Raw genomic sequence first — 21,036 nt, forward strand, 5'->3', positions numbered from 1 at the left:
GCCACCTACCTGTGTACGTCGGGATCACCCTCCGCTGTCAGTATCTCGAACCAGACGGTCGAACCGCGTACGGTCGGGTCGGTCCCCCACGCGTCGCTGAGCTGCTCGATCAGCCCGAGTCCCCGCCCCCGACTGCTCAGGGTGTCGGCACGGGCCCGGGTCACGGTGCCCCGGGTGCCCTGGTCGGCCACGGACACCAGCAGCCGCTCCGGGCTCAGGTCGATCTCCACCCGCGCCGCCGTCCCGGCGTGCAGCAGCGCGTTGGTGGTCAGCTCGCTGGTGCAGAGGACCGCCGCACCGATCACCGACTCGGCCACCTGCCAGGTGGTGAGCTGGGTGGTCAGCCACTGCCGGACCCGCCCCGGTGCGGTCGGCTCGGCCGGCACCTCGAACGCCGCCGAGCGGCTCGGGGTCAGCGCGTGCTCGACCGCCAGCACCGCGGCGTCGTCCTCGCTCGACCCCGGCACCGCCCCACTGGCAACCGCGCAGAGCGTACGGGGGTCGCTGACGGCGGCCGAGGCGACGGCGGTGGCGAGGGCGGTGAACCCGTCGGTCAGGCTCTGCTGCCGCCGCTCCACCACCCCGTCGCTGAACAGCAGCAGCGTGTCACCGGGCAGGAAGGGCAGGGTGCTGGTCGGGCGATGACCGCCCAGTCCCAGCGGCACCCCCGGATGCACCTCCAGATACTCGGCGGTGACCGGCCCGCCGGCCGGGGCGCGGCGCAGCAGCGGGGTCGGGTGACCGGCACTGGCCAGGGTCATCAGCCCGGTGGCGGGTTCGATCACCCCGTACACCACGGTGACGAACAGCTCGTCCCGCCGGGCGTCGGTGCCCAGGCTCTCCACCAGCCGGTCCAGGCCGGACAGGACGGCCGCCGGGTCCGGGTCGCTGAGCGCCAGGGCGCGCAGCGCGGCCCGTACCTGGCCCATCATCGCGGCTGCGTGCACGTCGTGCCCGGCCACGTCGCCGAGGACCACCGCCAACCTGCCCCCGCTGAGCCGGAAGGCGTCGTAGAAGTCGCCACCGGCGGCGTTGCCGTCGACCCCGGTGTCGTACCGGGCGGCCAGCCGCAGCCTCGGCAGGTCGGGCAGGTTCTCCGGCAGCATGCTGCGTTGCAGCAGTTGGGCGGTGCCGTGCTGGTTCTCGAACCGGCGGGCCCGCTCTGCGGCCTGGGCCACCAGTTCCGCCGCCGCGGTCAGCAGTGCCCGCTCCGCCGGTGACCACGGGTGGGGGCTGCGGTAGCCGACCGTCAGCGCCCCGCGCAGCGACACGGTACGCAGCGGCAGCGCGGCCAGCGCCTGGATCTTCTCGTCGTGCCGGTCGGTGGCGGTCGGCAGCAGCGGCTGACCGTTGTTCCAGTAGCGCGGGGTCCCGGCGATGGCGGTGCCGATCAGGGGGGCGGGGGACTCCGGCGGGTAGGTGCGCCACAGCGGGGGGAGGCGCTCGTCGGCCTCGTCGAGCAGTTCGCCCCGGACCCGCCGTACGCCGCGCCAGTCGACCCCGTCGTCCACACCGAACGCGACCTGGTCGGCGTCGAACGATTCCAGGGCGTACCGCAGGGCCGCCCGGGCCACGTCGTCCAGGGTGAGGGTGCCCGACAGCGCGCTGGCCAGCTCGCTGAGGCTCTGTAGCCGCCGGGTGACCTGGGTGCTCTCGACGGCGATGACCAGGGTGCCGATGATCCGCCCGTCGCCGTCCCGGACCGGCGAGTAACCCCGGGTGAAGACCGCCTGGTCGGCGTGGTCCGGCTCGCCGGGTTCCGCCGGTAGCTGGCCTTCCTTCTCCAGGTAGCTCGTCCCGGTGCGGTAGACCCGTTCGATCTCGTCACCGATGCCGGGCAGGTGCCATATCTCGGAGAAGACCTCGGCGGCGGGACGGCCGAACGCGTCCGGGTGCTTGCCACCGATCAGTTGCGCGTAGCCGTCGTTGTAGATCAGCGCGAGGTCGTCGCCGTACGCGAAGGTCATCGGGACGGACGCGGAGAGCACCAGGTCGACCACCGCACGCAGGGCCGGATCCCACCGGTCGGCCGGGCCCAGGGGGGTGTCCGCCCATCGGATCCCCGCGTCGGGCTGCCGCGATGATTCGGGCGTCGGGGACAGACCGGTCCGCCGGGAGGGGGGAGCGGGAACCCGCCCGACCGAGCCTGGCATGACAGCAGCCTAACCGGCCGGCACGAACCCGCCGTCGATCAACGGGCCGCGGGGCGGTTCCGGCGTTTCCACCGGATCGGGGACACCGCGGTACGCGAGCCGCCGTACGCCGCCGCCGGGTCCGGAATGAACCAGGGCCAGCCGGGTACGCGGGCGGCGGTGGTCCAGTGACGGGAGGGACGCCAATGCCGGGAATCCTCGCGGTACGGCAGGTCGAAGTCGCCACCGAGCTGACCGAGATCTGGAATTCGGTGCTGCTGTTCGTGCCCCGACTGATCGGGTGCGCGGGCATCCTGATGCTCGGCTGGCTGTTGGCCCGGTTCGTCCTGCGGATGGCGATCAGGCTGCTCGACCGGTTCGGCTTCGACCAGGTCGTCCAGCGTGGCGGGCTGGGGCGGCTGGTGGCCCGTACCCGGTACCGGCCGGCCACCGTCCTCGCCCGGGTGGCGTACTACCTGTTGCTACTGTTCACCCTGCGGCTGGCGTTCGCGATCTGGGGTCCCAACCCGGCACACGACCTGGTCGAAGCCGTGGTCGGCTGGCTGCCGCAGGCCTTCGTCGCGCTCGTGGTGGTGGCGGTCTCCGTGGTCATCGCCAACGCGGTGCACGACCTGATCACCGACGCGCTGGGCCGGGTCTCCTACGGCCGGCTCCTGGCCGACGTGGTGTCGCTCCTGGTCATCGCACTAGGGGTGATCGCCGCGTTCGTGCAGACCGGGGTGGCCCGGGCGGTCACCGTGCCGGTCCTCGTCACCCTGCTCGCCACCGTGGCCGGCATCCTGATCGTCGGTGTCGGCGGGGGGCTGGTCGGCCCGATGCGGGTGCGCTGGGAGGAGTGGCTGCGGCGGGTGGCCGACGAGGCCCGGCAGCGTCGGGCACGTGCCGAGGCGTACCCGCGCGGCACGGACCCCGGTTCGCCGTACGCCGAGCCGGCGGTCACCGCCCGTGCGTCGGTCCCGCCACTGACCGGAGCCACCTCGGCCGTTCCCACCCTGGCCGACCCCACCCTGGCCGACGTGCCGACCTCGCCGGCCCCGGATGGCCTGCTGGGCTCGTACGAGCCGGCCTCGTCCGGTCCGACCGGCGGGTACGAGCCCGCGACGGACCGGCTGAACGCCTACGAGCCGCTGTCGGACGGGATCTCGACCCCGTACGAGCCGCTTCCGGACACGCTCACGGCCGGCTACGAGCCGTTGCCGGACGGGATCTCGACCGCGTACGAGCCGTTGCCGGAGGGGATTTCGACCGCGTACGAGCCGTTGCCGGACGTGCTGGCGGCCGGGTACGAGGTGGCGCCGGAGGGGCTGGCCTCGGTGGCACCGTCAACGGACGGTGTGCCCGCCTACCAGCCGAACCCGATCACGGAAGGTGCCGCCAGCCACCCGTCCGACCTGCTGACGCCGGCCCCGGAGCGGCCCACCGGCGGCGCCGACGAGGCGTCCCGGTAGTCCGGAGCCCGCTTCCCGGCTCAGGGGTTCCGGTGTGGGGTCAGGCCGGACTACTCGGCCGGTGTGGCCTCCGCCGGCCGGCGGCGCATCGCGTCGTCGGCGAGGATCGTTGTCGCCACCATCAGCGCCACCACGATGCTGAACAGCCAGGAGGCGTCGGGCAGGACCTGGGCGGCAACGGGGGCCTGGAGCGCGGTCAGCAGGAAGCCGACCCAGGCCAGGCGGCGTTGACGCGCGGAGAGCAGACCGGAGCGTTCATGCATCTCAAGAATTCTGCCGGGTGTTTTCCCGTTCGCCCGTCGTCCGATCGGCCGATTCTGGGGGAGCTGTCCGGATTAGAGGGCTCCGGGGCCCGCCGTACCGGAAGCGGCAATACTCCGGTTGCTGAATATTCCGGGTAGCGGTACCAACCGGGGATCCGGAAAGATCGCGAGACGTGCCAAACCGCCCCCGCCCCGCCCTGCTCATCCTGGCCTACCTGGCCTTCGTCAGCCTCGGCCTGCCCGACGGCCTGCTCGGCGTCGGCTGGCCGTCGATCCGCGCCGCCTTCGCGGTGCCGACCGAAGCCGTCGGACTCCTGCTCACCGCCGGCACGATCGGTTACCTGACGTCGAGCGTCGCGGCCGGTTTCACCCTCGCCCGGGTCGGGGTCGGCTGGCTGCTGGCCGGCAGCACCGCGCTGGCCGGCATCGCCCTGACCGGGTACGCGCTGGCGCCCGTACTGACCGTCATGATCGTCAGCGCGCTGGTGCTGGGGCTCGGCTCCGGTGCGGTCGACTCCGGGCTCAACGCGTACGCGGCGAGCGCCTTCGGACCTCGACACATGAACTGGCTGCACGCGTTCTTCGGCCTCGGGGTGGCCCTCGGCCCGTTGATCATGACGAGTGCGATCAGTGCCGGACTCTCCTGGCGCTGGGGTTACGGCATCGTCGCCAGCGCTCAGGTCCTGCTCGCCCTCGCGTTCGTGCTCACCGTACGGGCCTGGGACCGCCGCACGGTGACGCCGGACGGGACGTCGGAGCAGGCGGCCGGACCGACCCGGCTACCGATCGCCGCCACCCTCGCCCTGCCGGCGGTCTGGACCGGGGCCCTGGCGTTCGCCGTCTACGTGGGCGTCGAGGTGGGCGCCGGACTCTGGGCCTTCCTGCTGCTCACCGAGGGACGTCACGTCAGCGGGACGGTCGCCGGCATCTGCGTCTCGATCTACTGGGGCAGCCTGTTCGTCGGGCGAGTCGTGCAGGGGCTGGTCGCCGAACGGTTGGGCAGCGTCGCCGTGCTCCGGGGCAGCCTCATCGGGATGGCCGTGGGCGCGGCGCTGGTCGCCGTACCGGGGCCGGGCGCACTGGCGGTGACCGGGCTCGCCATCATCGGCTTCGCCGCGGCCCCGGTCTTCCCGCTGCTCACCCTGACCACGGCCGACCGGGTCGGTGTCGCGCACGCGGATCGGACCATCGGCCTGCAGATCGGCGCCGCCGGTCTCGGCGGCGCCCTGCTCCCGGCCGGAATCGGGGTCCTGCTCAGCCGGCTCGGCGTCGAGACGCTCGGGCCGTCCCTGCTGGTGCTCTCGCTGATCCTGCTCGGTCTCTACCTCGCCTCCACCCGCCGGGCACGGACCCGGACCGTCCCGGCCTGACCAACGCCCACGTCAGTCCGCCTGACCGGAGCCCACGTCAGGACGGTCCGTTGCGACCGGTGGTCGACGGCCGGTAGGCGCGCTCCGGGTCGGTCATCTCCTCCCGGGCGGCCTCGTCGCTCGGCAGTACGTCGTCCGCCTCGGCTCCGTTGCCGAACGTCGCCTCCGCGCCCGCCTCGTTGCCGGTCATGTCGTCCACCTGGCCGTCACCCGTTGACGCGCCCATCGCGCGCTCCAGGTCCCGCAGGGGTAGGCGTTCGTCGTCGCGCCAGACGGAGCTGTCGTTGTCGGTCATGCTCTGGCCGTACCCGGCGGCCCGACCGGCAAACCGGTGGTGCCCGCCGGGAGATCCCGACGGGCACCGGTGCGGATTGCGAGGGTTCCTACGGCTGCGGCCGGTCCACCTGGCCACGCCAGGCGCCGGTCTCGACACCGCCACGAGCCTCGATGAAGTTCTTGAACCGCTGCATGTCGCCCTTGATCCGGCGGTCCACCATGCCGAGCTTGTCGCCGGCCTTCTCGGTCATGCCCTGCGGCTCGAACTCGAGCTGGAGGGTGACCCGGGTGTGCCCATCGTCGAGCCGGTGGAAGGTCACCACGCCGGCCTGGTTGGTGCCGTTCGTGGAAGTCCATGCCACCCGCTCGTCGGGTAGCTGCTCGGTGATCCGGGCGTCGAACTCACGTTCCACCCCGACGATCCCGACCTTCCAGTGGGTCATCGTTTCGGAGACCTGGCGGACCTCCTCGACTCCCTCCATGAAACGGGGAAAGTCCTCGAACTGGGTCCACTGGTCGTACGCGGTCCGTACGGGGACGGCCACGTCCACGGATTCGGTTACCGCACTCATCTGACTGACTTCCTTCCTCGTCTGCCGGAAACCCACCGCATCCCGCGTGTACGCGGGGACGGGTCACCAGCGCTGTGTCTCGTTCGGATGCCCGAGCACCGCCCAGACCTCGGAGACCGTACGGAACTCGGTGTCCGGAGGCAGTTGGTCCAACTGGGCGAGTATCTCGTCCGGCGCCTCGTTGTTCTCCGCGCTGCGGCGCAACGCGTCCCGGTCACCGGGCAGCGCGGACAGGCTGATGAAACGGCCCAGCCGGCTGCGCTCCTCGACCTCGACCGAGGTCATTCCCGCGGGCGCCCCGGAGCGGGTGTCGGCACTCGGCGCCCTGGTCGAGCCCGGCTGGTCCTCACCAGCGGGCTCCGGCTCACGCCACTCCTCGGCTCGGGAGCCGGCCGTGTTGTTCACCGTGCTGGCCACCTCCCGGCTCATCTCGTCGTCGAGCCGCGGTCCGTGTTTGCTGTTGCCCCGGTCCATGTCCTATGCGCTACCCCGAGGCCCACCCGGTAAACCGAATCGTCGAACGGTCGCGCCTGAACTGGGCGAACGCGTTTGGTGGCGGTGGTGCCGGGAAGAGTGAGGGTTGGCCGACGACAGTCGGGGCCGGTACGGACCGGTCCGGGACTCCAGGAGGATGACATGCCGGGACGTGAGGTGCTTCCGAGTACGTTGCAACGCTCGCCGGACAAGGCCCAGGACACCTGGGTGAAAACCCACGATTCGGCGGTGGAGACGTACGGCGAGGGCGAACGGGCACACCGGACCGCGTACGCGGCGGTGAAGCACTCGTTCGAGAAGGTCGGCGACCACTGGGAGCAGAAGGAGAACGGCCACAGGGGCCCGAGCGACGAGCAGGCCGCCGGTGGTGGACCGGCCCGTCGGGCACCCACCGCGGGTGGTGTCGACGCGAACGCCACGAAGGACCACCTGCTGGAGGTGGCGAAGAAACTCGACGTGCGGGGCCGGTCCCGGATGAACAAGTCCGAGCTGGTGGGCGCGATCCAGAAGGCGAACAACCGGGAGACCGCACGGTCCCGGAAAAAGTAGCGGGTGGGCGTGCCGGCGGCGGTCCGGTCGGGTCACCAGCGCCCGGCGGGTCCGCCCGGCGCGGCGATGTGCACCACCTTCGTCACAGTCAGCTCGTCGAGCAGCTCCGGGCCGTACCCGAAGCCCTGGCCGCTGCCCCGGCGGGGGTGGGCGGCGCCGCCGGGTGCCCCACCGAACACATTGTTGATCTTCACGGTGCCGACCGGGAGCTCCCGCCAGGCCTGCTGGGCGTGGGTCATCGACCCGGTCAGCACACTCGCCGACAACCCGTACGGTGAGTGCGCGGCCCGCGACAGCGCCTCGTCGAACGAGTTCACCACCAGCACCGGGGCGACCGGGCCGAAGGTCTCCTCCCGCATCACTGCCATCTCGTCGGTGCAGTCGACCAGCACGGTGGGCGGGTAGAACGCCCCCGGCCCGTCCGGCACACTTCCGCCGGTGCGTACCCTGGCCCCGTCCGCGACCGCCGCCCGCACCTGGGCGTCGACCGTGGCCCGCTGCCGGCGGTCGACCAGCGGACCGACCTCCGTACCCGGATCGCGTCCCGGTCCGACCCGCAGCGCCTCCGCCCGCGCCACCAGCGCGTCGACGAACTCGTCCGCGACCCCCCGCAGTACGTAGATCCGCTCGACCGCGACGCAGAGCTGCCCCGAGTTGGTGAACGCGCCCAGGGCGGCCTGCTCGGCGGCCCAGCGCGGGTCGACGTTGTCGTCCACGATGAGCGGGTCGCTCCCGCCGTTCTCCAGCAGCGCCTTCGCCCCGGTGCCGGCACAGGTCGCGGCGATCGACCGCCCGGTGGCGGTGGAACCGACGTGGGCGACCACGTCGACCTCCTGGGCGGCCAGCGAGGCGCCTACCCGTGCACCCCCGGTGAGCAGCGACAGGACGCCCGCGGGCAGGTGTGCGGCGAAGAGTCGGGCCAGTAACCAGCCGCTCACCGGGCTGCGCTCACTCGGCTTGAAGACCACCGTGTTGCCGGTGACCAGGGCGGCCCCGAGCAGGCCGCAGGAGACCGCCACCGGGTCGTTCCACGGCGTCAGCGCAGCCACCACCCCCCGGGGCTGGACCGCCATCAGGTCGATCGCCTCGGGGTTGCCGGCGAGCGCCTGACCACGGTGGATCGGGCCGAGTTCGGCGTACTGGCGCAGGGTGCCGACGCCGGCCTCGACCCCGCCCCGGGACAGCCCGATCGGACGTCCCATTTCGGCGGTCTGTGCCTCCGCGAGTTGATCGGCGGAGGACTCCAGCAGATCCGCCACCCGGTGCAGGGCGGCACCCCGGGCCGCCGCCGGGGTAGCGGCCCAACCGGCGGCGGCGACCCGACTCGCCTTCACCGCCGCCGCCACGTGCGCCTCGGTGGCCTCCGGAACCCGGGTCACCTCGGTGTTGTCGGCCGGATCGATGACCAGCAGGTCACCGGTCTCGCCGGCCGCGCTCCACACCCCGTCGATGAGCTGCTGCACCTCGTACATGGCGCGCTGGATGCCCCGGTCTGGCGCTGACAAACGCCGTTTCGCCGGGTTGCCCGGCCACTACGAGGTGATGTTGCGATGCCGCGTACGCAGCTTGAACGGCATCAGCGCACTCTCGATCTTCGTCGCGGTGGTCATCTTCGAGGCACCCTCCCGGCGCTCCTCGAACCTGATCGGCACCTCGAGGATGGTGTGCCCGAGCTTCGTCGCCAGGTAGTGCATCTCGACCTGGAAGCTGTAGCCGTTGGACTGCACCCGGTCCAGCCCGATCGCGCGCAGCGAGTCCGCCCGCCAGATCTTGAAGCCGGCGGTCAGGTCGCGGATCCGTACCTGGAGCAGGGTGTGCACGTAGAGGTTGGCCCAGCCACTCAGGGCGCGACGGTAGAGCGGCCACGCCTCGTCGAGCTGCCCGCCGGGCACGTAGCGTGAACCGATCACCACGCCGGCCTGGGTGGACAGCAGTGCGCCGAGCATGCCCGGCAGCGCCTCCGGCGGGTGGGACAGGTCCGCGTCCATCTGGGCCACGAAGTCCGCGCCGCCGTCGAGCGCCCGACTGATCCCGTCGACGTACGCCCGCCCCAGGCCCTCCTTGCCGGGCCGGTGCACGACCCGTACCCGGTCGGGGTGCTCGGCGGCGAGTTTGTCCGCCACCTCGCCGGTTCCGTCCGGGGAGTTGTCGTCGGCGATCAGGACGCTCAGCCCTGTCAGTGGCAGAGCCAGCAGTCGGTCGACCAACAAGGGCAGATTGCCCGCCTCGTTGTAGGTGGGGACGACGACGGTGAGCCGCTCATCCCGCCACGGGGATGGCAACTGCACGGGTTCGATCATTACGGACATCCTCGTTCTGCCGACAGCGGTCAGGGGAGAGGGTAGTTGCGTGGGTAACCCGGCGCGACCACCGGGCCATCCGCGTACATCCTGTTTACCACCATTGCGCGGGGCGGCCATATGCCGTACCACGTGCGGGAGGGCGTTCCGACGGGCCGTTCGAGCGGGTTGTCGGGAGTGTCGCACCGTTATCGCAACGCTACAAACGGCGCTGCGTCCGGTCACGCACGGCGTTGTCGAACACTACCCAACGCAAGCGCGGGTCACCGCGACCCGGCAGGAACGCTACGGCGGTCGGTCCGGGGATTCCGGTTAGCCGGGCGCCGACTCGGGTACCGGTGCGGAGCGCGTAGTGGGCGAGAAGCAGGGCGCACAGTGGCCGCAGCAGCCGCCGGGGGCGGGCTGGGCGGCCCGGCGAGCGGGCGGAACCCAGGTTTACTCCTCCTACCCGAGGGAACCCGCCCCCCGTGCGAAACGATCAGGTCGACCCGCATCAGCGCAGGTCAGGCGGCACGATCGCCGGCCCCGCGCAGGGGCGACCTGAACCGGGACGGGACCGCGACGAGCCGGAGCGGGAGGGGCTGATCCGCCCCCCGCTGTTCGACGCGGTGCTCTTCGACCGGGACGGCACCCTGGTGCACGACGTGCCGTACAACGGGGACCCGATGCTGGTCGAGCCGGTGCCGGGTGCCCGGGAGGCACTCGACCGGCTGCGCGCGGCCGGTTTGCGCCTCGGCGTGGTCACCAACCAGTCCGGCCTCGCCAGGGGCCGGTTCAGCCATCGTGACCTGGAGCGGGTCAACGCCCGGGTGGAGGAACTGCTCGGCCCGTTCGACACCTGGCAGATCTGCCCGCACGGCGAACCGGGCCCGGGTGTCTCCGGCTGCCGCTGCCGCAAGCCGTCACCCGGCATGGTCTCCGACGCCGCCCGCGCCCTCGGCACCACACCCGACCGTTGCGTCCTGGTCGGAGACATCGGTGCGGACATGATCGCCGCAGGGGCCGCCGGAGCGGCCGGAATCCTGGTGCCGACGCCGCAGACCCGGGTCGAGGAGATCGCCGCCGCCCCGGCCGTCGCCGGTGACCTGCCGGGTGCGGTCGACCTCATCCTGCGCCGCCAACGACTCGTCTCGCCCGCCCGTGACAGCGTTTCCACCGGTGCCGACCGGCTCGCGACCGAGCCGACCCCGGTCGCCGCCGGATCCCGGCGCCGGCCGCGCTGCGTCCTGGTGGCCCGGCCGGACTCGGCCGGAGACGTGCTGGTCACCGGGCCGGCGATCCGGGCGGTGGCGGCCGGTGCCGACCGGGTGGTGATGCTCTGCGGACCCCGGGGTCGGGCCGCCGCCGAACTGCTGCCCGGCATCGACGAGCTGATCGAGTGGCCGCTGCCGTGGATCGACCCGCAACCGACCCCGGTCGACCGGTCCGAGGTGGACCGGCTGACCCGCCGGCTCGCCGAGGTCGGCGCCGACGAGGCGATCCTGTTCACCTCCTTCCACCAGTCCGCGTTGCCGCTGGCCCTGGTGCTCCGGATGGCCGGGGTCGGCCGGATCTCGGCGATCAGCGACGACTACCCGGGCTCGCTGCTGGACGTACGGCACCGGGTGCCGTTGGGCATCCCGGAGACCGAACGCGCGCTCTCGCTCGCCGCCGCCGCCGGATTCCCGCTTCCCGAGGGGGACGATCCGGCGCTGCGGTTACGGGCCGAGTGTCTGGAGAGCGGACCGACCGACGGCGCGCTCGCCGAACCCGGTTACGTCGTGGTCCACCCCGGTTCGTCGGTGGCCGCCCGCGCCTGCCCGCCCGACCTCTGTGCCCGGATCGTGACCGCGCTCGCCGCCGCCGGACACCGGGTGGTGGTCACCGGGGGACCGGGCGAGGGTGCGCTCAGCGCCCGGGTCGCCGGCCGGTCCGGCGTCGACCTCGGCGGCCAGACCTCGCTGACCGGACTCGCCGCGATCATCGCCCGCGCCGGGTGCCTGGTCGTCGGAAACACCGGGCCCGCGCACCTCGCCGCCGCCCTGGGTACGCCGGTGATCAGCCTCTTCGCACCGACCGTCTCGTTCGGACAGTGGGGTCCGTACCGGGTGCCCACGGTCCGACTCGGCGACGCCGCCGCCGGCTGCCGGCACACCCGGGCCACCCGTTGCCCGGTGCCCGGTCACCCGTGCCTGTCCCGGGTCGCGCCGGACAGCGTCGTCGAGGCGGTCCGGCTCCTCGCCACCGACCGATTGCCGGCCGACACCACCGACCGACCCCTCGTCGGCACCGCCGACCGACTGCTCGCCGGCGCCACCGACGGGTCGCTTGCCGGCGTCACGGTCCGGGTCCCCGGCGGCACCGCATGAACATCCTGCTCTGGCACGTGCACGGCTCATGGACCACGTCCTTCGTGCACGGCAAGCACCGTTACCTGGTGCCGGTCACCCCCGACCGGGGCCCGTACGGGTTGGGCCGGGCCCGGACGTACCCCTGGCCGGACACGGCCGAGGAGGTGACCCCGGAGCAGCTGGCCGACGCCGACGTGGATCTGGTGATCCTGCAACGGCCGGAGGAGTTCGAGCTGGCCGGGCAGTGGCTGCGCCGCCCGATCGGGGGCTCGTTGCCGGCGATCTTCGTCGAGCACAACACGCCCAAGGAGGGCGCGGTGCCGAACAGCCGGCACCCGATGGCCGACCGGGACGACCTGCTGATCGCCCACGTCACCCACTTCAACTCGCTGTTCTGGGACACCGGCGGCACCCGGACCACGGTTGTCGAACACGGCATCGTCGACCCGGTGGCGAGCTACACCGGCGAACTCGACCGCCTCGCCGTCGTGATCAACGAACCGGTACGCCGAGGCCGGGTCACCGGCACCGACCTGCTGCCGCGCTTCGCCGAGGTGGCCCCGCTCGACGTCTTCGGGCTGGGCGTGGCCGGTCTCGGTGACCACCTCGGCCTGCCGCCCGAACGGCTGACCACCCACGACGATCTCCCGCAGAGCCGGATGCAGGCCGAACTCGGCCGGCGCCGGGCGTACCTGCACCTGTGCCGGTGGACCTCGCTCGGGCTGAGCCTGATCGAGGCGATGGCCATCGGCATGCCGGTGGTCGTACTCGCGGCGACCGAGGCGGTGGCGGCGGTGCCACCGGAAGCGGGCGTGCTGTCCACCCGGGTCGACACCCTGCTGGCCGCCGCCGCGCACCTGATCGACGAGCCAGCGGCGGCACACCGGCTCGGCGCCCGGGCCCGGGAGACCGCCCGGACCCGGTACGGCCTGGACCGCTTCCTCACCGACTGGGACCGGCTGCTGGAGGAGGAGCTATGCGGATCGCGATGATCTCGGAGCACGCCAGTCCGCTCGCCACGCTGGGCGGGGAGGATGCCGGTGGGCAGAACACGCACGTCGCCGAGCTCTCCGCCGCGCTGGCCGCGGCCGGACACGACGTACGGGTCTACACCCGGCGGGACAGTGCCGACCTGCCCGAACTCGTACGGATGCTCGACGGGGTGGCGGTGGTGCACGTACCGGCCGGTCCACCCGAGCCGATCGTGAAGGACGCGCTGCTGCCGTACATGAAGGAGTTCAGCCGCTGGCTGGTCGCGGCGTGGCGGCGCGACGACTGGGTCCCCGACGTCGCGCACGCGCACTTTTGGATGAGCGGCCTCGCGGCGATCACCGCCGGCCGGCAGACCGGCGTGCCGGTGGTGCAGACGTACCACGCGCTGGGCACGGTCAAGCGGCGACACCAGGGGGCGGCGGACACCAGCCCGGCCCGCCGGATCGGTTACGAACGCGCCCTGGGGCGGGCCATGGACCGGGTCATCGCGCAGAGCCAGGACGAGGTACGCGAACTCGTCCGGATGGGCGTGCCGCAGGACCGGATGGTGGTGGTGCCGTCCGGGGTCAACGTGGAGAACTTCTCCCCGGCCGGACCCGTCGCCGCCAGGGAGACCGGCCGACCCCGGGTGTTGACCGTCGGCAGGCTGGTGGAACGCAAGGGCTTCCAGGACGTGATCCGGGCGATGCGCGCGGTACCGGACGCCGAGTGTGTGATCGTCGGCGGGCCGCCGGAGGAACTGCTCGGGGAGGACCCGCAGGCGCGCCGGCTGCGGGCGCTGGCCCGCTCGTGCGGCCTCGCCGACCGGGTACGCCTGGTCGGTGCGGTACCCCGCGAGGAGATGCCCCAGTGGTACCGGTCGGCGGACGTCCTGGTCGCCGCCCCCTGGTACGAACCGTTCGGGCTGACCCCGCTGGAGGCGATGGCCTGCGGCGTACCGGTGATCGGCACCCGGGTCGGCGGGCTCATCGACACGGTGGTGGACGGCCGGACCGGTGACCTGGTGCCGCCGCGCGACCCGAGCGCGCTCGGCGCCGCCATCGCCGGCCTGCTGGCCGACCGGACCCGCCGGTTCGGTTACGCCCAGGCGGCCCTGGACCGGGCCCGGCAGCAGTACTCGTGGCGGCGCGCCGCAGCCGAACTGGGCGGGGTGTACACGGCGGTCAGCGAGGTGCGGCGGCCGAGCGGGGTGGTGGCCTGATGACGCACTCCACCGAGGTGATCGACGCGCACCTCGCCGGTCTGGCCTCGGCACTGCTGCCGTACCGGCGGGTGGCGGGCGACCTCGCCCGGTGGGGCGACGAACTGGCCGACCGGCTCGCCCGGGGCGGGCGGCTGCTGGTCGCCGGGAACGGGGGCAGCGCCGCCGAGGCCCAGCACCTCGCCGCCGAACTGGTCGGCAAGCTGCGGGCGGACCGGGCGCCGCTGTCCGCGATCGCGCTCAGCGCGGAGACCTCCTCGCTGACCGCGATCGGCAACGACTACGGCTTCGAGGAGGTCTTCGCCCGGCAGGTACGCGCACACGGCCGCCGCGACGACATCCTGCTGCTGCTGTCGACCAGCGGGCGCAGCGCCAACCTGATCCGGGCCGCCCGCGCCGGACGGGAGGCCGGGTTGCGCTGCTGGGCGTTCACCGGGCCGGTGCCGAACCCGCTGGCCGAGGTCTGCGCCGAGGTGCTCGCCGTACCGTCACCGGACCCGCAGGTGGTGCAGGAACTCCACCTCGTCTCGGCCCACCTGCTCTGCGAGTACGTCGAACTGGCCCTGCCCACCGCGCTCGGCGTACCGGCCGGTTACGCCGCACTGCCGCTCGTCGACCCGACACCGGGCGGGAGCGGAGGAGCCGACGGCGTCTTCGACACCACCGAGCCGCAGGTGGTGGATCCGCCGCTGGTCGACTCCGACCTGGTGGTGCCGGGGGTGGTGGATCCGCCGCTGGTGGAGCGGGAGCCGGGGGAGTGGCAGCCGGGGGAACACCGGCCGGTCCGCTCGCGGCGTACGCACAGCCGAGGGCCGAACGGCCGTGGAGCCGGGCCGTGACCGGGCAGTTGGTGGTCATCGGCGACACCCTGCTCGACCGGGACGTGGAGGGTGTGGTCAACCGGCTCTGCCCGGATTCCCCGGTGCCGGTGCTGGACGAGAGCACCCACGTCGACCGGCCCGGTGGCGCGGGTCTGGCCGCCCTCTTCGCGGTCGGGCAGGGCTTCGAGGTCGCCCTGGTCACCGCGTTAGCCGACGACGCCGGTGGCGCCCGGCTGAGCAGCCTGCTGACCGCCGCCGGGGTGCAGGTCTACGCGCTGCCGCTGCCCGGCGCCACCCCGGAGAAGATCCGGTTGCGGACCCGTGGCCGGGTGCTGCTGCGACTCGACCGGGGCGGTGCCGCCGGTCCGCCCGGCGAACCGAGCGAGGCGATCCTGGACCTGCTCGCCGGGGCGGCCGGGATCCTGGTCAGCGACTACGGGCGCGGGGTGGCGGCCCAGCCCGGATTGCGCGCCGCCCTGGCCACCGCGACCGCACCGGTGGTCTGGGACCCGCACCCGCGCGGCCCGGCGGCGGTGCCCGGCGTCAACCTGGCCTGCCCGAACGAGGTCGAGGTACGCGAACTGGCCGGCGGTACGCCCGGCGCGTCCCGCCTGATCACCGCCTCCCGGGGAGCGAACGGGCTGCGCCAGCGGTGGCGGGTCGGCGCGGTCGCGGTGACCCTGGGCGGGGACGGTGCGCTGCTCTGCCACGCCGGCTCGACGCCGCTGGTGGTGCCGTCGCCGACCAGCGCGGACGGGGACACCTGCGGGGCCGGGGACCGGTTCGCCGCCGCCGCGACCGTGGCACTGGCCCGGGGCGCACTGGTCTCCGAGGCGGTGCAGCAGGCGGTTGCCGAGGCGTCCGCGTACGTGGCCGGCGGGGGTGTGGCGGCTGCCGTACCGGCCCCGGTGCCCGAGCCGGTCTCGGTCTCGGTTGCCGGTGGGGAACAGAGGATCGGTGCCGCGGCGGCCGGTGCACTGGTCGCCGAGGTACGCGCGACCGGCGGGACCGTGGTCGCCACCGGTGGCTGTTTCGACCTGCTGCACGCCGGCCACGTGGCCACCCTGGAGGCCGCCCGCCGGCTCGGCGACTGCCTGATCGTCTGCCTCAACTCCGACGCGAGCGTGGCCGACCTGAAGGGCCCCGACCGCCCCCTGGTGCCGCAGTACGACCGCAGCCGGCTGTTGGCCGCGCTCGGCTGCGTCGACGCCGTGGTGATCTTCGACGAGTCCACCCCGCACGCGGCCCTGTCCTGGCTGCGTCCGGACATCTGGGTCAAGGGCGGCGACTACGGCACCGGCGGCGGCGACGAGCCGGACCTGCCCGAGGCCGGGATCGTCCACCGGTGGGGTGGGCACACGGTGGTGGTGCCGTACCTGGACGGACGGTCCACCACCGGCATGATCGCGCTGGCCCGTACGGCTGCGCGACGCCTGACGGGAGGAGCGCGATGACCGCAACCATGCCGGGCGCCGGTCCGGCCGTACTGATCAGCGGGGGGTCCAGCGGGCTGGGTGCGGCGGTGGTCACGGCCGTGGCCAAGTCCGGCGGCCGGCCGTACGTGCTGGACCGGCAGGCGCCCGCCGACGGGGTGCCGTGGGTGGAGTGCGACCTGGCCGACACCCGCGCCGCCGAGCAGGCCACCCGACAGCTCGCCGAGCAGGCCGGTGGGCTCGACGGGCTGGTGACCGCCGCCGGCATGGACGTGCCCGGCCGGCTGGTCGACCTGCCCGCCGAAACCTGGGAAAAGGTGGTCACGGTCGACCTGCTGGCGACCGTGGCGGTGGTCCGGGCGGCGTTGCCGTACCTGGAACGCGTCCACGGGACGGTGGTCACCGTCGCCTCGACGCTGGGCGTGAAGGCGGTCAGCGACGCGACCGCGTACTGCGCGGCCAAGTTCGGGGTGGTCGGCTTCACCCGGGCGCTGGCCGCCGAGCTGGCGGGCTCGGTCGGGGTCACCCTGCTGGTGCCGGGCGGGATGCGTACGGCCTTCTTCGACGAGCGTACGGAGCAGTACCGGCCGGGTGCCGACGCGGTGCTCAACGATCCGGCGAGTGTGGCCTCCGCCGTCCTGTTCGCGCTCAGCCAGCCGGCCGGCTGCGCGATCCGTGAACTCGTGGTCTGCGCCGAGCAAGAGACGTCGTACCCGTGATCCTGGTCCTGCGGGCGCTCGGCGTGGGCGACCTCGCGACCGCGGTCCCGGCGCTGCGCGGCCTGCGCGCCGCGTTCCCGGACCGGACCCTGGCCCTGGCCGCGCCGGCCTGGCTGGCGCCCCTGGTCGACCTGGTCGGCGGGGTCGACCGGCTGGTGCCCACCGACGGCCTGGACGGGGTCGACTGGCCGGGACCGGCGCCGCACTGGGCGGTGAACCTGCACGGGCGCGGGCCCCGGTCGCACCGGGTGCTCCAGGCCGCCGGGCCGGAGCGGCTGTGCGCGTTCCACAACCCGGAGGCGGACCACACCGACGGTCCGCCGTGGTCGGCCGACGAGCACGAGGTGGACCGCTGGTGCCGGCTGCTCGACTGGTACGACATCCCCGCCGACCCGACCGACCTGGCCCTGAGCCGGCCCAGCCCGCACCGGGTGCCGGTCGGGGTGACGGTGGTCCACCCCGGCGCGAAGATCGCGGCCAAGCGCTGGTCGCCGGGGCGGTTCGCGGCGGTGGCGGCGGAACTGACCCGGGCCGGGCACCGGGTGGTGGTGACCGGCTCGGCCGCCGAACGTGACCTGGCCGAACAGGTGGCCCACCGGGCGGACCTGCCCGGTCCGGCGGTCCTCGCCGGGCGGCTCGACCTGGCCGGGCTGGCCGCGGTGGTCGCGCACAGCCGGCTGGTGGTCAGCGCGGACACCGGTGTGGCGCACCTGGCGACCGCGTACGGCATCCCCTCGGTGGTGTTGTTCGGCCCGGTCCGCCCCGAGCACTGGGGTCCGCCGGCCGACCGGCCCTGGCACCGTGCACTGTGGGCCGCCGCGATGGCCGACGCGGACGATCCGGGGCTGCCGGGGCTCGACCCGGAGGTGCCGGACCAGGTGCCGGTCGACGGGGACAGCGAGCGTTCCACGACCCATCCGACGCTGGCCGCGATCGGCATCGAACAGGTACTCGCCGCCGTCGACGAGGTCGACCGGGTGGGGCGGACCCGCTATGCGGTTGCGACGTAGCGACCCGGCGAAGCTCGGGTACGGTCGGCGTCGCCGCGGTCGCGGCGTGAGCTTCGTCGACCCCGGTGGCCGCCCGATCCGCGACCCCCGGGAGCTGGACCGGCTCCGGGGACTGGTGATCCCGCCCGCCTGGCGGGACGTGTGGATCTCGCCCGACCCGGCCGGGCACATCCAGGCCACCGGGATCGACGCCGCCGGACGCAAGCAGTACCTCTACCACCCCGAATGGCGGGTACGCCAGGACGAGGCGAAGTTCGACCACGTGCTGGAGGTGGCCGCCAGGCTCCCGGCGCTGCGTGCCCGTCTCGGCGCCGACCTGAGTGGTCGGGGCCTGGGTCGGGAACGGGTGCTGGCCACCGTGGCGAGCCTGCTCGACTCCGGCACCTTCCGGATCGGCAGCGACCAGTACGCGGCCGGCGACGACCCGACCTTCGGCGTCGCCACGTTGCGTCCGGAGCACACCCGTACCCGGCGCGGGTGCGTGGTGTTCGAGTTCCCGGCCAAGGGCGGCATCGCCCGGGTGCAGCGGGTCGACGACGCCGGCCTCTGCGCCGTACTGCGGGACCTGCGCAGGCGGCGGCGTGACGCGGACCGGCTGTTCGGCTACTGGGACGGCCACGGCTGGCGGGACGTACGCAGCGACGAGATCAACGAGTACCTGCGGGCGGCCAGCGGTGGCGAGATGACCGCGAAGGACTTCAGAACCTGGCACGCCACGTTACGGACGTCCCTCGCGCTGGCGCGGCAGGGGCCGGAGCGGTCCGAGACCAGGCGCAAGCGGGTGGTCGCCGGGGTCATGCGTGAGGTGGCCGAACTGCTCGGCAACACCCCGGCCGTGGCCCGGGCGTCCTATGTGGACCCGAGGCTGATCGACCGCTACCACGACGGTCACACGGCCGAGATCGATCCCGACGGCGCACCGGAGGCCATCGAACGCGCGGTGATCGAGTTCCTGTCGGACTGAAACAGGGGCGCGAGGTACAGATTCGTTCGAGTCGTTGATCAGCGGTCGGCGGTAGCCTGGCGCCTGCAGGGAAACTAACGCCTTCGACTCGTACATCGTCTTTGATGTACGTACATCAAAAACGATGTACGAGACTGACGCGTTCGTGGTTCTGGGGTGTCCCGCATTACTAGGATCGCCCGGTGAAGACGCCACCGCTGCCGCCGGAAACCCTCGACCGCCTGCCGGGGCTGGCCGACCTCGGCCGGACCGCCACCCGACTGCACCCGCGTCCCGGCGAGGTCGGCGTGCGGGACAGCCACGTCGGGGGACCACTGTGGTGGCCGGCGGACGAACCCTGGCCGACCTGCGCGGACCCGTACCAGGTGCACGAGGAGGTGCCGCTCCCAGCCGAGCTGGTCGAACGGATGCGGGCCGCCGAAGCACGCCGTACCGTCTCGCACCAGCTCGCCGACGGCGAGCGCGAGGTGCACGACGAGATCGCCGACCTGGTCGGGGCGGGCTTCACCGGCTGGGGTTCGCGTGACGGCGGCCCCACGGTCGGCCACCGGTACGTCGCCCGCCCGCACCCGACACCCCACCCGATGCCGAGATCCTGGCCGAGCCGCCAATTGGCGAGATCGGCGACGACATCTACCTGCCTCGCCCGTGCCGGCTCCACCCGGAGCAGGTCGTCGAGTACCCGTTCCCGCAGGAACTCCCCGACCCTCTGCGCGAACGTGTGGAAGCGTCCGGCGTCAACTACGTCAGCACGTTCATGGCGCCCGGCTGGAAGGTCGGCGGGTACGCCAACTGGAGTCTCACCGACCTGGGCACGACACTCTGCCCGAACTGCGCCGGCCCTACCACCCTGGCCCTGGTCATCGACTCCAAGGAGTACGACGGTGGCACCCGGGACCGGTGGCGCCCGGTCGAGGAGCAGCACCTGGAGTGGGCCGACCCCCGGCGGTTCGATTCGCAGGAGCCCACCGGCATCCAGGTCGGCAGGTGGGGTGCGCTGCGGATCTTCGTCTGTCCGCGCTGCCCGGACATCCCGTACCTGCTCGACCTCCAGTGAGCCGGCCCGTGGGACGCGGTCAGTCCAGGGCCGTCCGGAACCAGCTCACCAGGAGTTCGAGCACCTTCCGGCGACCGTCGAAGGTGGCCAGGTCGTCGCGGCGGTCGTACTGCTGGCTCCGGTTCGGATTGTCCCGGTCGAGGGCGGCGAGCATGCCGGGGGCGAGCCAGAAATACTTGGCGGCGGCGCCGAGCAGCACCGCCCGGCGTACGGTGCCGGCGTCCACGGCCGGGGCGAGCCCGCGCTGGTAACCGGCGCTGACCTCGGTGACCACGTCGTCGAGCAGGTCCACGTCGACCAGCCCGTCGAAGAAGGTGTCCAGGATCAGGTTGGCGGCGTCCTCGCCGATCGGCCCCGGCCCGACGAAGGTCCAGTCGAGCAGCACCGGGCCGCCCTGGTCGACGATCAGGTTCATCGGCCAGACGTCGTGGTGGCCCAGCGTCCGGGGCAGCGCGTCGGTGGCGGCGAGTACGTCGTACCGCCGCTCCCACAGCATCCGGAGCCCGTCGCGGAGGTCGGCCGACCAGGTCTGCACCGCCACCGGGTGATCCCACCGTGGCGTCTGCGGCACGGGCCGGGACGTCGTGTACGCCCGCAGCCAGTCCCGCGACAGCCAGGCCGGTTCCGTCTCCCGCCCCAGCCACGAGGAGTGCGCGACACCCAGCCGGTATCCGAATTCACCCAACTGCTCGGGTGAGCACTCCATGCCCGCCCGCCCGGATACGTCCTCCAGCCACAGCGCCACCGACCCGTCGGCCCGGTCCACCGCGTCCAGCAGCACCGGTGCCCTGATCCCGGCGGTCGCGTACGCCTGCGCCGCCAGCCCGGTGCGGTAGGCGAGCACCTCGCGCCGCCAGTAGTTCCAGTGCGTCGGGTCCGCGCTGGTCGCCCAGTGTGCGGGGTGGTCGTCGCGCCGGTTCGGCGTCGCGATCTTGAGAATTGCGGTGTCGGTGTCCCGCCGTACCCGCCAGATGCCGCCGGTGGCCGCGTTGAACGGGTTGTGCCCCAGCGGCTCCATCGACCACCCGGGCCGGATCAGGTCTTCGGTCGGCTCCGGCACCCGCCCAGCCTAGGGTCTGCCC

General features: G+C 73.1%; 20 protein-coding genes and 1 pseudogene. 12 read left to right on the forward strand and 9 right to left on the reverse strand.

Annotated features, from left to right (window positions below; all coding sequences use genetic code 11):
• Window positions 1-5: 5 nt before the first annotated feature.
• Both ACWEFB_RS14980 and ACWEFB_RS14985 read right to left on the reverse strand, forming a co-directional pair.
• Window positions 6-2,153, reverse strand: a complete 2,148-nt coding sequence (locus tag ACWEFB_RS14980) for a SpoIIE family protein phosphatase (protein ID WP_452285739.1) — start codon at window positions 2,151-2,153, stop codon at window positions 6-8.
• A 9-nt stretch (window positions 2,154-2,162) separates the two neighbouring features.
• On the reverse strand, window positions 2,163-2,339 hold the full coding sequence (locus tag ACWEFB_RS14985; RefSeq protein WP_452285741.1) for a hypothetical protein: 177 nt from the start codon (window positions 2,337-2,339) through the stop codon (window positions 2,163-2,165).
• Here ACWEFB_RS14985 and ACWEFB_RS14990 point away from each other — a divergent pair.
• Window positions 2,339-3,601: a mechanosensitive ion channel family protein gene (locus ACWEFB_RS14990; protein WP_452285743.1), complete on the forward strand. Its 1,263-nt coding sequence runs from the start codon at window positions 2,339-2,341 to the stop codon at window positions 3,599-3,601. The two genes, ACWEFB_RS14985 and ACWEFB_RS14990, sit on opposite strands and share 1 nt — an antisense overlap.
• A gap of 50 nt (window positions 3,602-3,651) precedes the next feature.
• On the opposite strand, the gene ACWEFB_RS14995 is transcribed toward ACWEFB_RS14990, so the two are convergent.
• Entirely contained in the window at window positions 3,652-3,864 is a 213-nt protein-coding gene (locus ACWEFB_RS14995) for a hypothetical protein (protein ID WP_326559585.1), read from the reverse strand.
• Between the two features lie 173 nt (window positions 3,865-4,037).
• Here ACWEFB_RS14995 and ACWEFB_RS15000 point away from each other — a divergent pair, with 173 nt between their 5' ends.
• Window positions 4,038-5,234, forward strand: coding sequence for an MFS transporter (locus tag ACWEFB_RS15000; protein WP_452285745.1), 1,197 nt, complete (start codon window positions 4,038-4,040; stop codon window positions 5,232-5,234).
• Window positions 5,235-5,271: 37 nt separating this feature from the next.
• Here the strand turns inward: ACWEFB_RS15000 and ACWEFB_RS15005 are convergent, their stop codons facing one another.
• From ACWEFB_RS15005 to ACWEFB_RS15015, 3 genes are all read right to left on the reverse strand, one after another.
• Window positions 5,272-5,529: a hypothetical protein gene (locus ACWEFB_RS15005; RefSeq protein WP_326559583.1), complete on the reverse strand. Its 258-nt coding sequence runs from the start codon at window positions 5,527-5,529 to the stop codon at window positions 5,272-5,274.
• An 88-nt stretch (window positions 5,530-5,617) separates the two neighbouring features.
• Entirely contained in the window at window positions 5,618-6,082 is a 465-nt protein-coding gene (locus ACWEFB_RS15010; protein WP_452285747.1) for an SRPBCC family protein, read from the reverse strand.
• A 63-nt stretch (window positions 6,083-6,145) separates the two neighbouring features.
• Complete coding sequence (locus ACWEFB_RS15015) at window positions 6,146-6,556, reverse strand: DUF2795 domain-containing protein (protein WP_326559581.1); 411 nt, start codon at window positions 6,554-6,556, stop codon at window positions 6,146-6,148.
• A 162-nt stretch (window positions 6,557-6,718) separates the two neighbouring features.
• On the opposite strand from ACWEFB_RS15015, the gene ACWEFB_RS15020 reads away from it, so the two are divergent.
• A complete protein-coding gene (locus tag ACWEFB_RS15020) occupies window positions 6,719-7,126 on the forward strand; it encodes a ChaB family protein (protein WP_452285750.1) in 408 nt (135 codons plus the stop codon).
• Between the two features lie 32 nt (window positions 7,127-7,158).
• Here the strand turns inward: ACWEFB_RS15020 and ACWEFB_RS15025 are convergent, their stop codons facing one another.
• Both ACWEFB_RS15025 and ACWEFB_RS15030 read right to left on the reverse strand, forming a co-directional pair.
• Window positions 7,159-8,598 carry an aldehyde dehydrogenase family protein gene (locus ACWEFB_RS15025; protein ID WP_452285752.1) on the reverse strand — a complete coding sequence of 480 codons (1,440 nt, stop codon included), beginning with the start codon at window positions 8,596-8,598 and terminating at the stop codon, window positions 7,159-7,161.
• 60 nt (window positions 8,599-8,658) lie between these two features.
• Entirely contained in the window at window positions 8,659-9,426 is a 768-nt protein-coding gene (locus tag ACWEFB_RS15030; RefSeq protein ID WP_326559578.1) for a polyprenol monophosphomannose synthase, read from the reverse strand.
• Between the two features lie 665 nt (window positions 9,427-10,091).
• On the opposite strand from ACWEFB_RS15030, the pseudogene ACWEFB_RS15035 reads away from it, so the two are divergent.
• The 9 genes and pseudogenes from ACWEFB_RS15035 to ACWEFB_RS15075 all read left to right on the forward strand — a co-directional run.
• Window positions 10,092-11,675, forward strand: a pseudogene (locus tag ACWEFB_RS15035) (HAD-IIIA family hydrolase); the annotation flags it as partial.
• Window positions 11,676-11,770: 95 nt separating this feature from the next.
• The gene (locus ACWEFB_RS15040; RefSeq protein ID WP_452285754.1) at window positions 11,771-12,748 is read left to right on the forward strand and encodes a glycosyltransferase; all 978 of its coding nucleotides are present in this window, start codon (window positions 11,771-11,773) and stop codon (window positions 12,746-12,748) included.
• Window positions 12,733-13,950, forward strand: coding sequence for a glycosyltransferase (locus tag ACWEFB_RS15045; protein WP_326559576.1), 1,218 nt, complete (start codon window positions 12,733-12,735; stop codon window positions 13,948-13,950). The genes ACWEFB_RS15040 and ACWEFB_RS15045 overlap by 16 nt, the downstream gene beginning before the upstream one ends.
• Window positions 13,950-14,789 carry a D-sedoheptulose-7-phosphate isomerase gene (locus tag ACWEFB_RS15050; RefSeq protein WP_452285756.1) on the forward strand — a complete coding sequence of 280 codons (840 nt, stop codon included), beginning with the start codon at window positions 13,950-13,952 and terminating at the stop codon, window positions 14,787-14,789. The genes ACWEFB_RS15045 and ACWEFB_RS15050 overlap by 1 nt, the downstream gene beginning before the upstream one ends.
• Window positions 14,786-16,225: a PfkB family carbohydrate kinase gene (locus ACWEFB_RS15055; RefSeq protein ID WP_452285758.1), complete on the forward strand. Its 1,440-nt coding sequence runs from the start codon at window positions 14,786-14,788 to the stop codon at window positions 16,223-16,225. Before ACWEFB_RS15050 ends, ACWEFB_RS15055 begins: the two co-directional genes overlap by 4 nt.
• Window positions 16,222-16,923, forward strand: coding sequence for an SDR family oxidoreductase (locus ACWEFB_RS15060; protein WP_452285760.1), 702 nt, complete (start codon window positions 16,222-16,224; stop codon window positions 16,921-16,923). The genes ACWEFB_RS15055 and ACWEFB_RS15060 overlap by 4 nt, the downstream gene beginning before the upstream one ends.
• Window positions 16,920-17,933: a glycosyltransferase family 9 protein gene (locus ACWEFB_RS15065; RefSeq protein WP_452285762.1), complete on the forward strand. Its 1,014-nt coding sequence runs from the start codon at window positions 16,920-16,922 to the stop codon at window positions 17,931-17,933. The genes ACWEFB_RS15060 and ACWEFB_RS15065 overlap by 4 nt, the downstream gene beginning before the upstream one ends.
• Window positions 17,917-18,897: a DNA topoisomerase IB gene (locus tag ACWEFB_RS15070; protein WP_452285764.1), complete on the forward strand. Its 981-nt coding sequence runs from the start codon at window positions 17,917-17,919 to the stop codon at window positions 18,895-18,897. Before ACWEFB_RS15065 ends, ACWEFB_RS15070 begins: the two co-directional genes overlap by 17 nt.
• A gap of 721 nt (window positions 18,898-19,618) precedes the next feature.
• Window positions 19,619-19,954, forward strand: a complete 336-nt coding sequence (locus tag ACWEFB_RS15075; RefSeq protein WP_452285766.1) for a hypothetical protein — start codon at window positions 19,619-19,621, stop codon at window positions 19,952-19,954.
• Window positions 19,955-19,973: 19 nt separating this feature from the next.
• Here ACWEFB_RS15075 and ACWEFB_RS15080 read toward each other — a convergent pair whose 3' ends face one another.
• Window positions 19,974-21,014, reverse strand: a complete 1,041-nt coding sequence (locus tag ACWEFB_RS15080) for a phosphotransferase (RefSeq protein WP_452285768.1) — start codon at window positions 21,012-21,014, stop codon at window positions 19,974-19,976.
• Between the last annotated feature and the right edge of the window lie 22 nt (window positions 21,015-21,036).

It is taken from the genome of Micromonospora sp. NPDC004704 (assembly GCF_053601675.1).

Bases quoted from the DNA above. Each gene is read 5' to 3' on its own strand.
- ACWEFB_RS14990 (WP_452285743.1), top strand. From the start codon at position 2,339: ATGCCGGGAATCCTCGCGGTACGGCAGGTCGAAGTCGCCACCGAGCTG.
- ACWEFB_RS15070 (WP_452285764.1), top strand. From the start codon at position 17,917: ATGCGGTTGCGACGTAGCGACCCGGCGAAGCTCGGGTACGGTCGGCGT.
- ACWEFB_RS15040 (WP_452285754.1), top strand. From the start codon at position 11,771: ATGAACATCCTGCTCTGGCACGTGCACGGCTCATGGACCACGTCCTTC.
- ACWEFB_RS15060 (WP_452285760.1), top strand. From the start codon at position 16,222: ATGACCGCAACCATGCCGGGCGCCGGTCCGGCCGTACTGATCAGCGGG.
- ACWEFB_RS15015 (WP_326559581.1), bottom strand. From the start codon at position 6,556: ATGGACCGGGGCAACAGCAAACACGGACCGCGGCTCGACGACGAGATG.
- ACWEFB_RS15045 (WP_326559576.1), top strand. From the start codon at position 12,733: ATGCGGATCGCGATGATCTCGGAGCACGCCAGTCCGCTCGCCACGCTG.
- ACWEFB_RS14995 (WP_326559585.1), bottom strand. From the start codon at position 3,864: ATGCATGAACGCTCCGGTCTGCTCTCCGCGCGTCAACGCCGCCTGGCC.
- ACWEFB_RS15010 (WP_452285747.1), bottom strand. From the start codon at position 6,082: ATGAGTGCGGTAACCGAATCCGTGGACGTGGCCGTCCCCGTACGGACC.
- ACWEFB_RS15005 (WP_326559583.1), bottom strand. From the start codon at position 5,529: ATGACCGACAACGACAGCTCCGTCTGGCGCGACGACGAACGCCTACCC.
- ACWEFB_RS15050 (WP_452285756.1), top strand. From the start codon at position 13,950: ATGACGCACTCCACCGAGGTGATCGACGCGCACCTCGCCGGTCTGGCC.
- ACWEFB_RS15025 (WP_452285752.1), bottom strand. From the start codon at position 8,598: ATGTACGAGGTGCAGCAGCTCATCGACGGGGTGTGGAGCGCGGCCGGC.
- ACWEFB_RS15020 (WP_452285750.1), top strand. From the start codon at position 6,719: ATGCCGGGACGTGAGGTGCTTCCGAGTACGTTGCAACGCTCGCCGGAC.
- ACWEFB_RS14980 (WP_452285739.1), bottom strand. From the start codon at position 2,153: ATGCCAGGCTCGGTCGGGCGGGTTCCCGCTCCCCCCTCCCGGCGGACC.
- ACWEFB_RS15030 (WP_326559578.1), bottom strand. From the start codon at position 9,426: ATGATCGAACCCGTGCAGTTGCCATCCCCGTGGCGGGATGAGCGGCTC.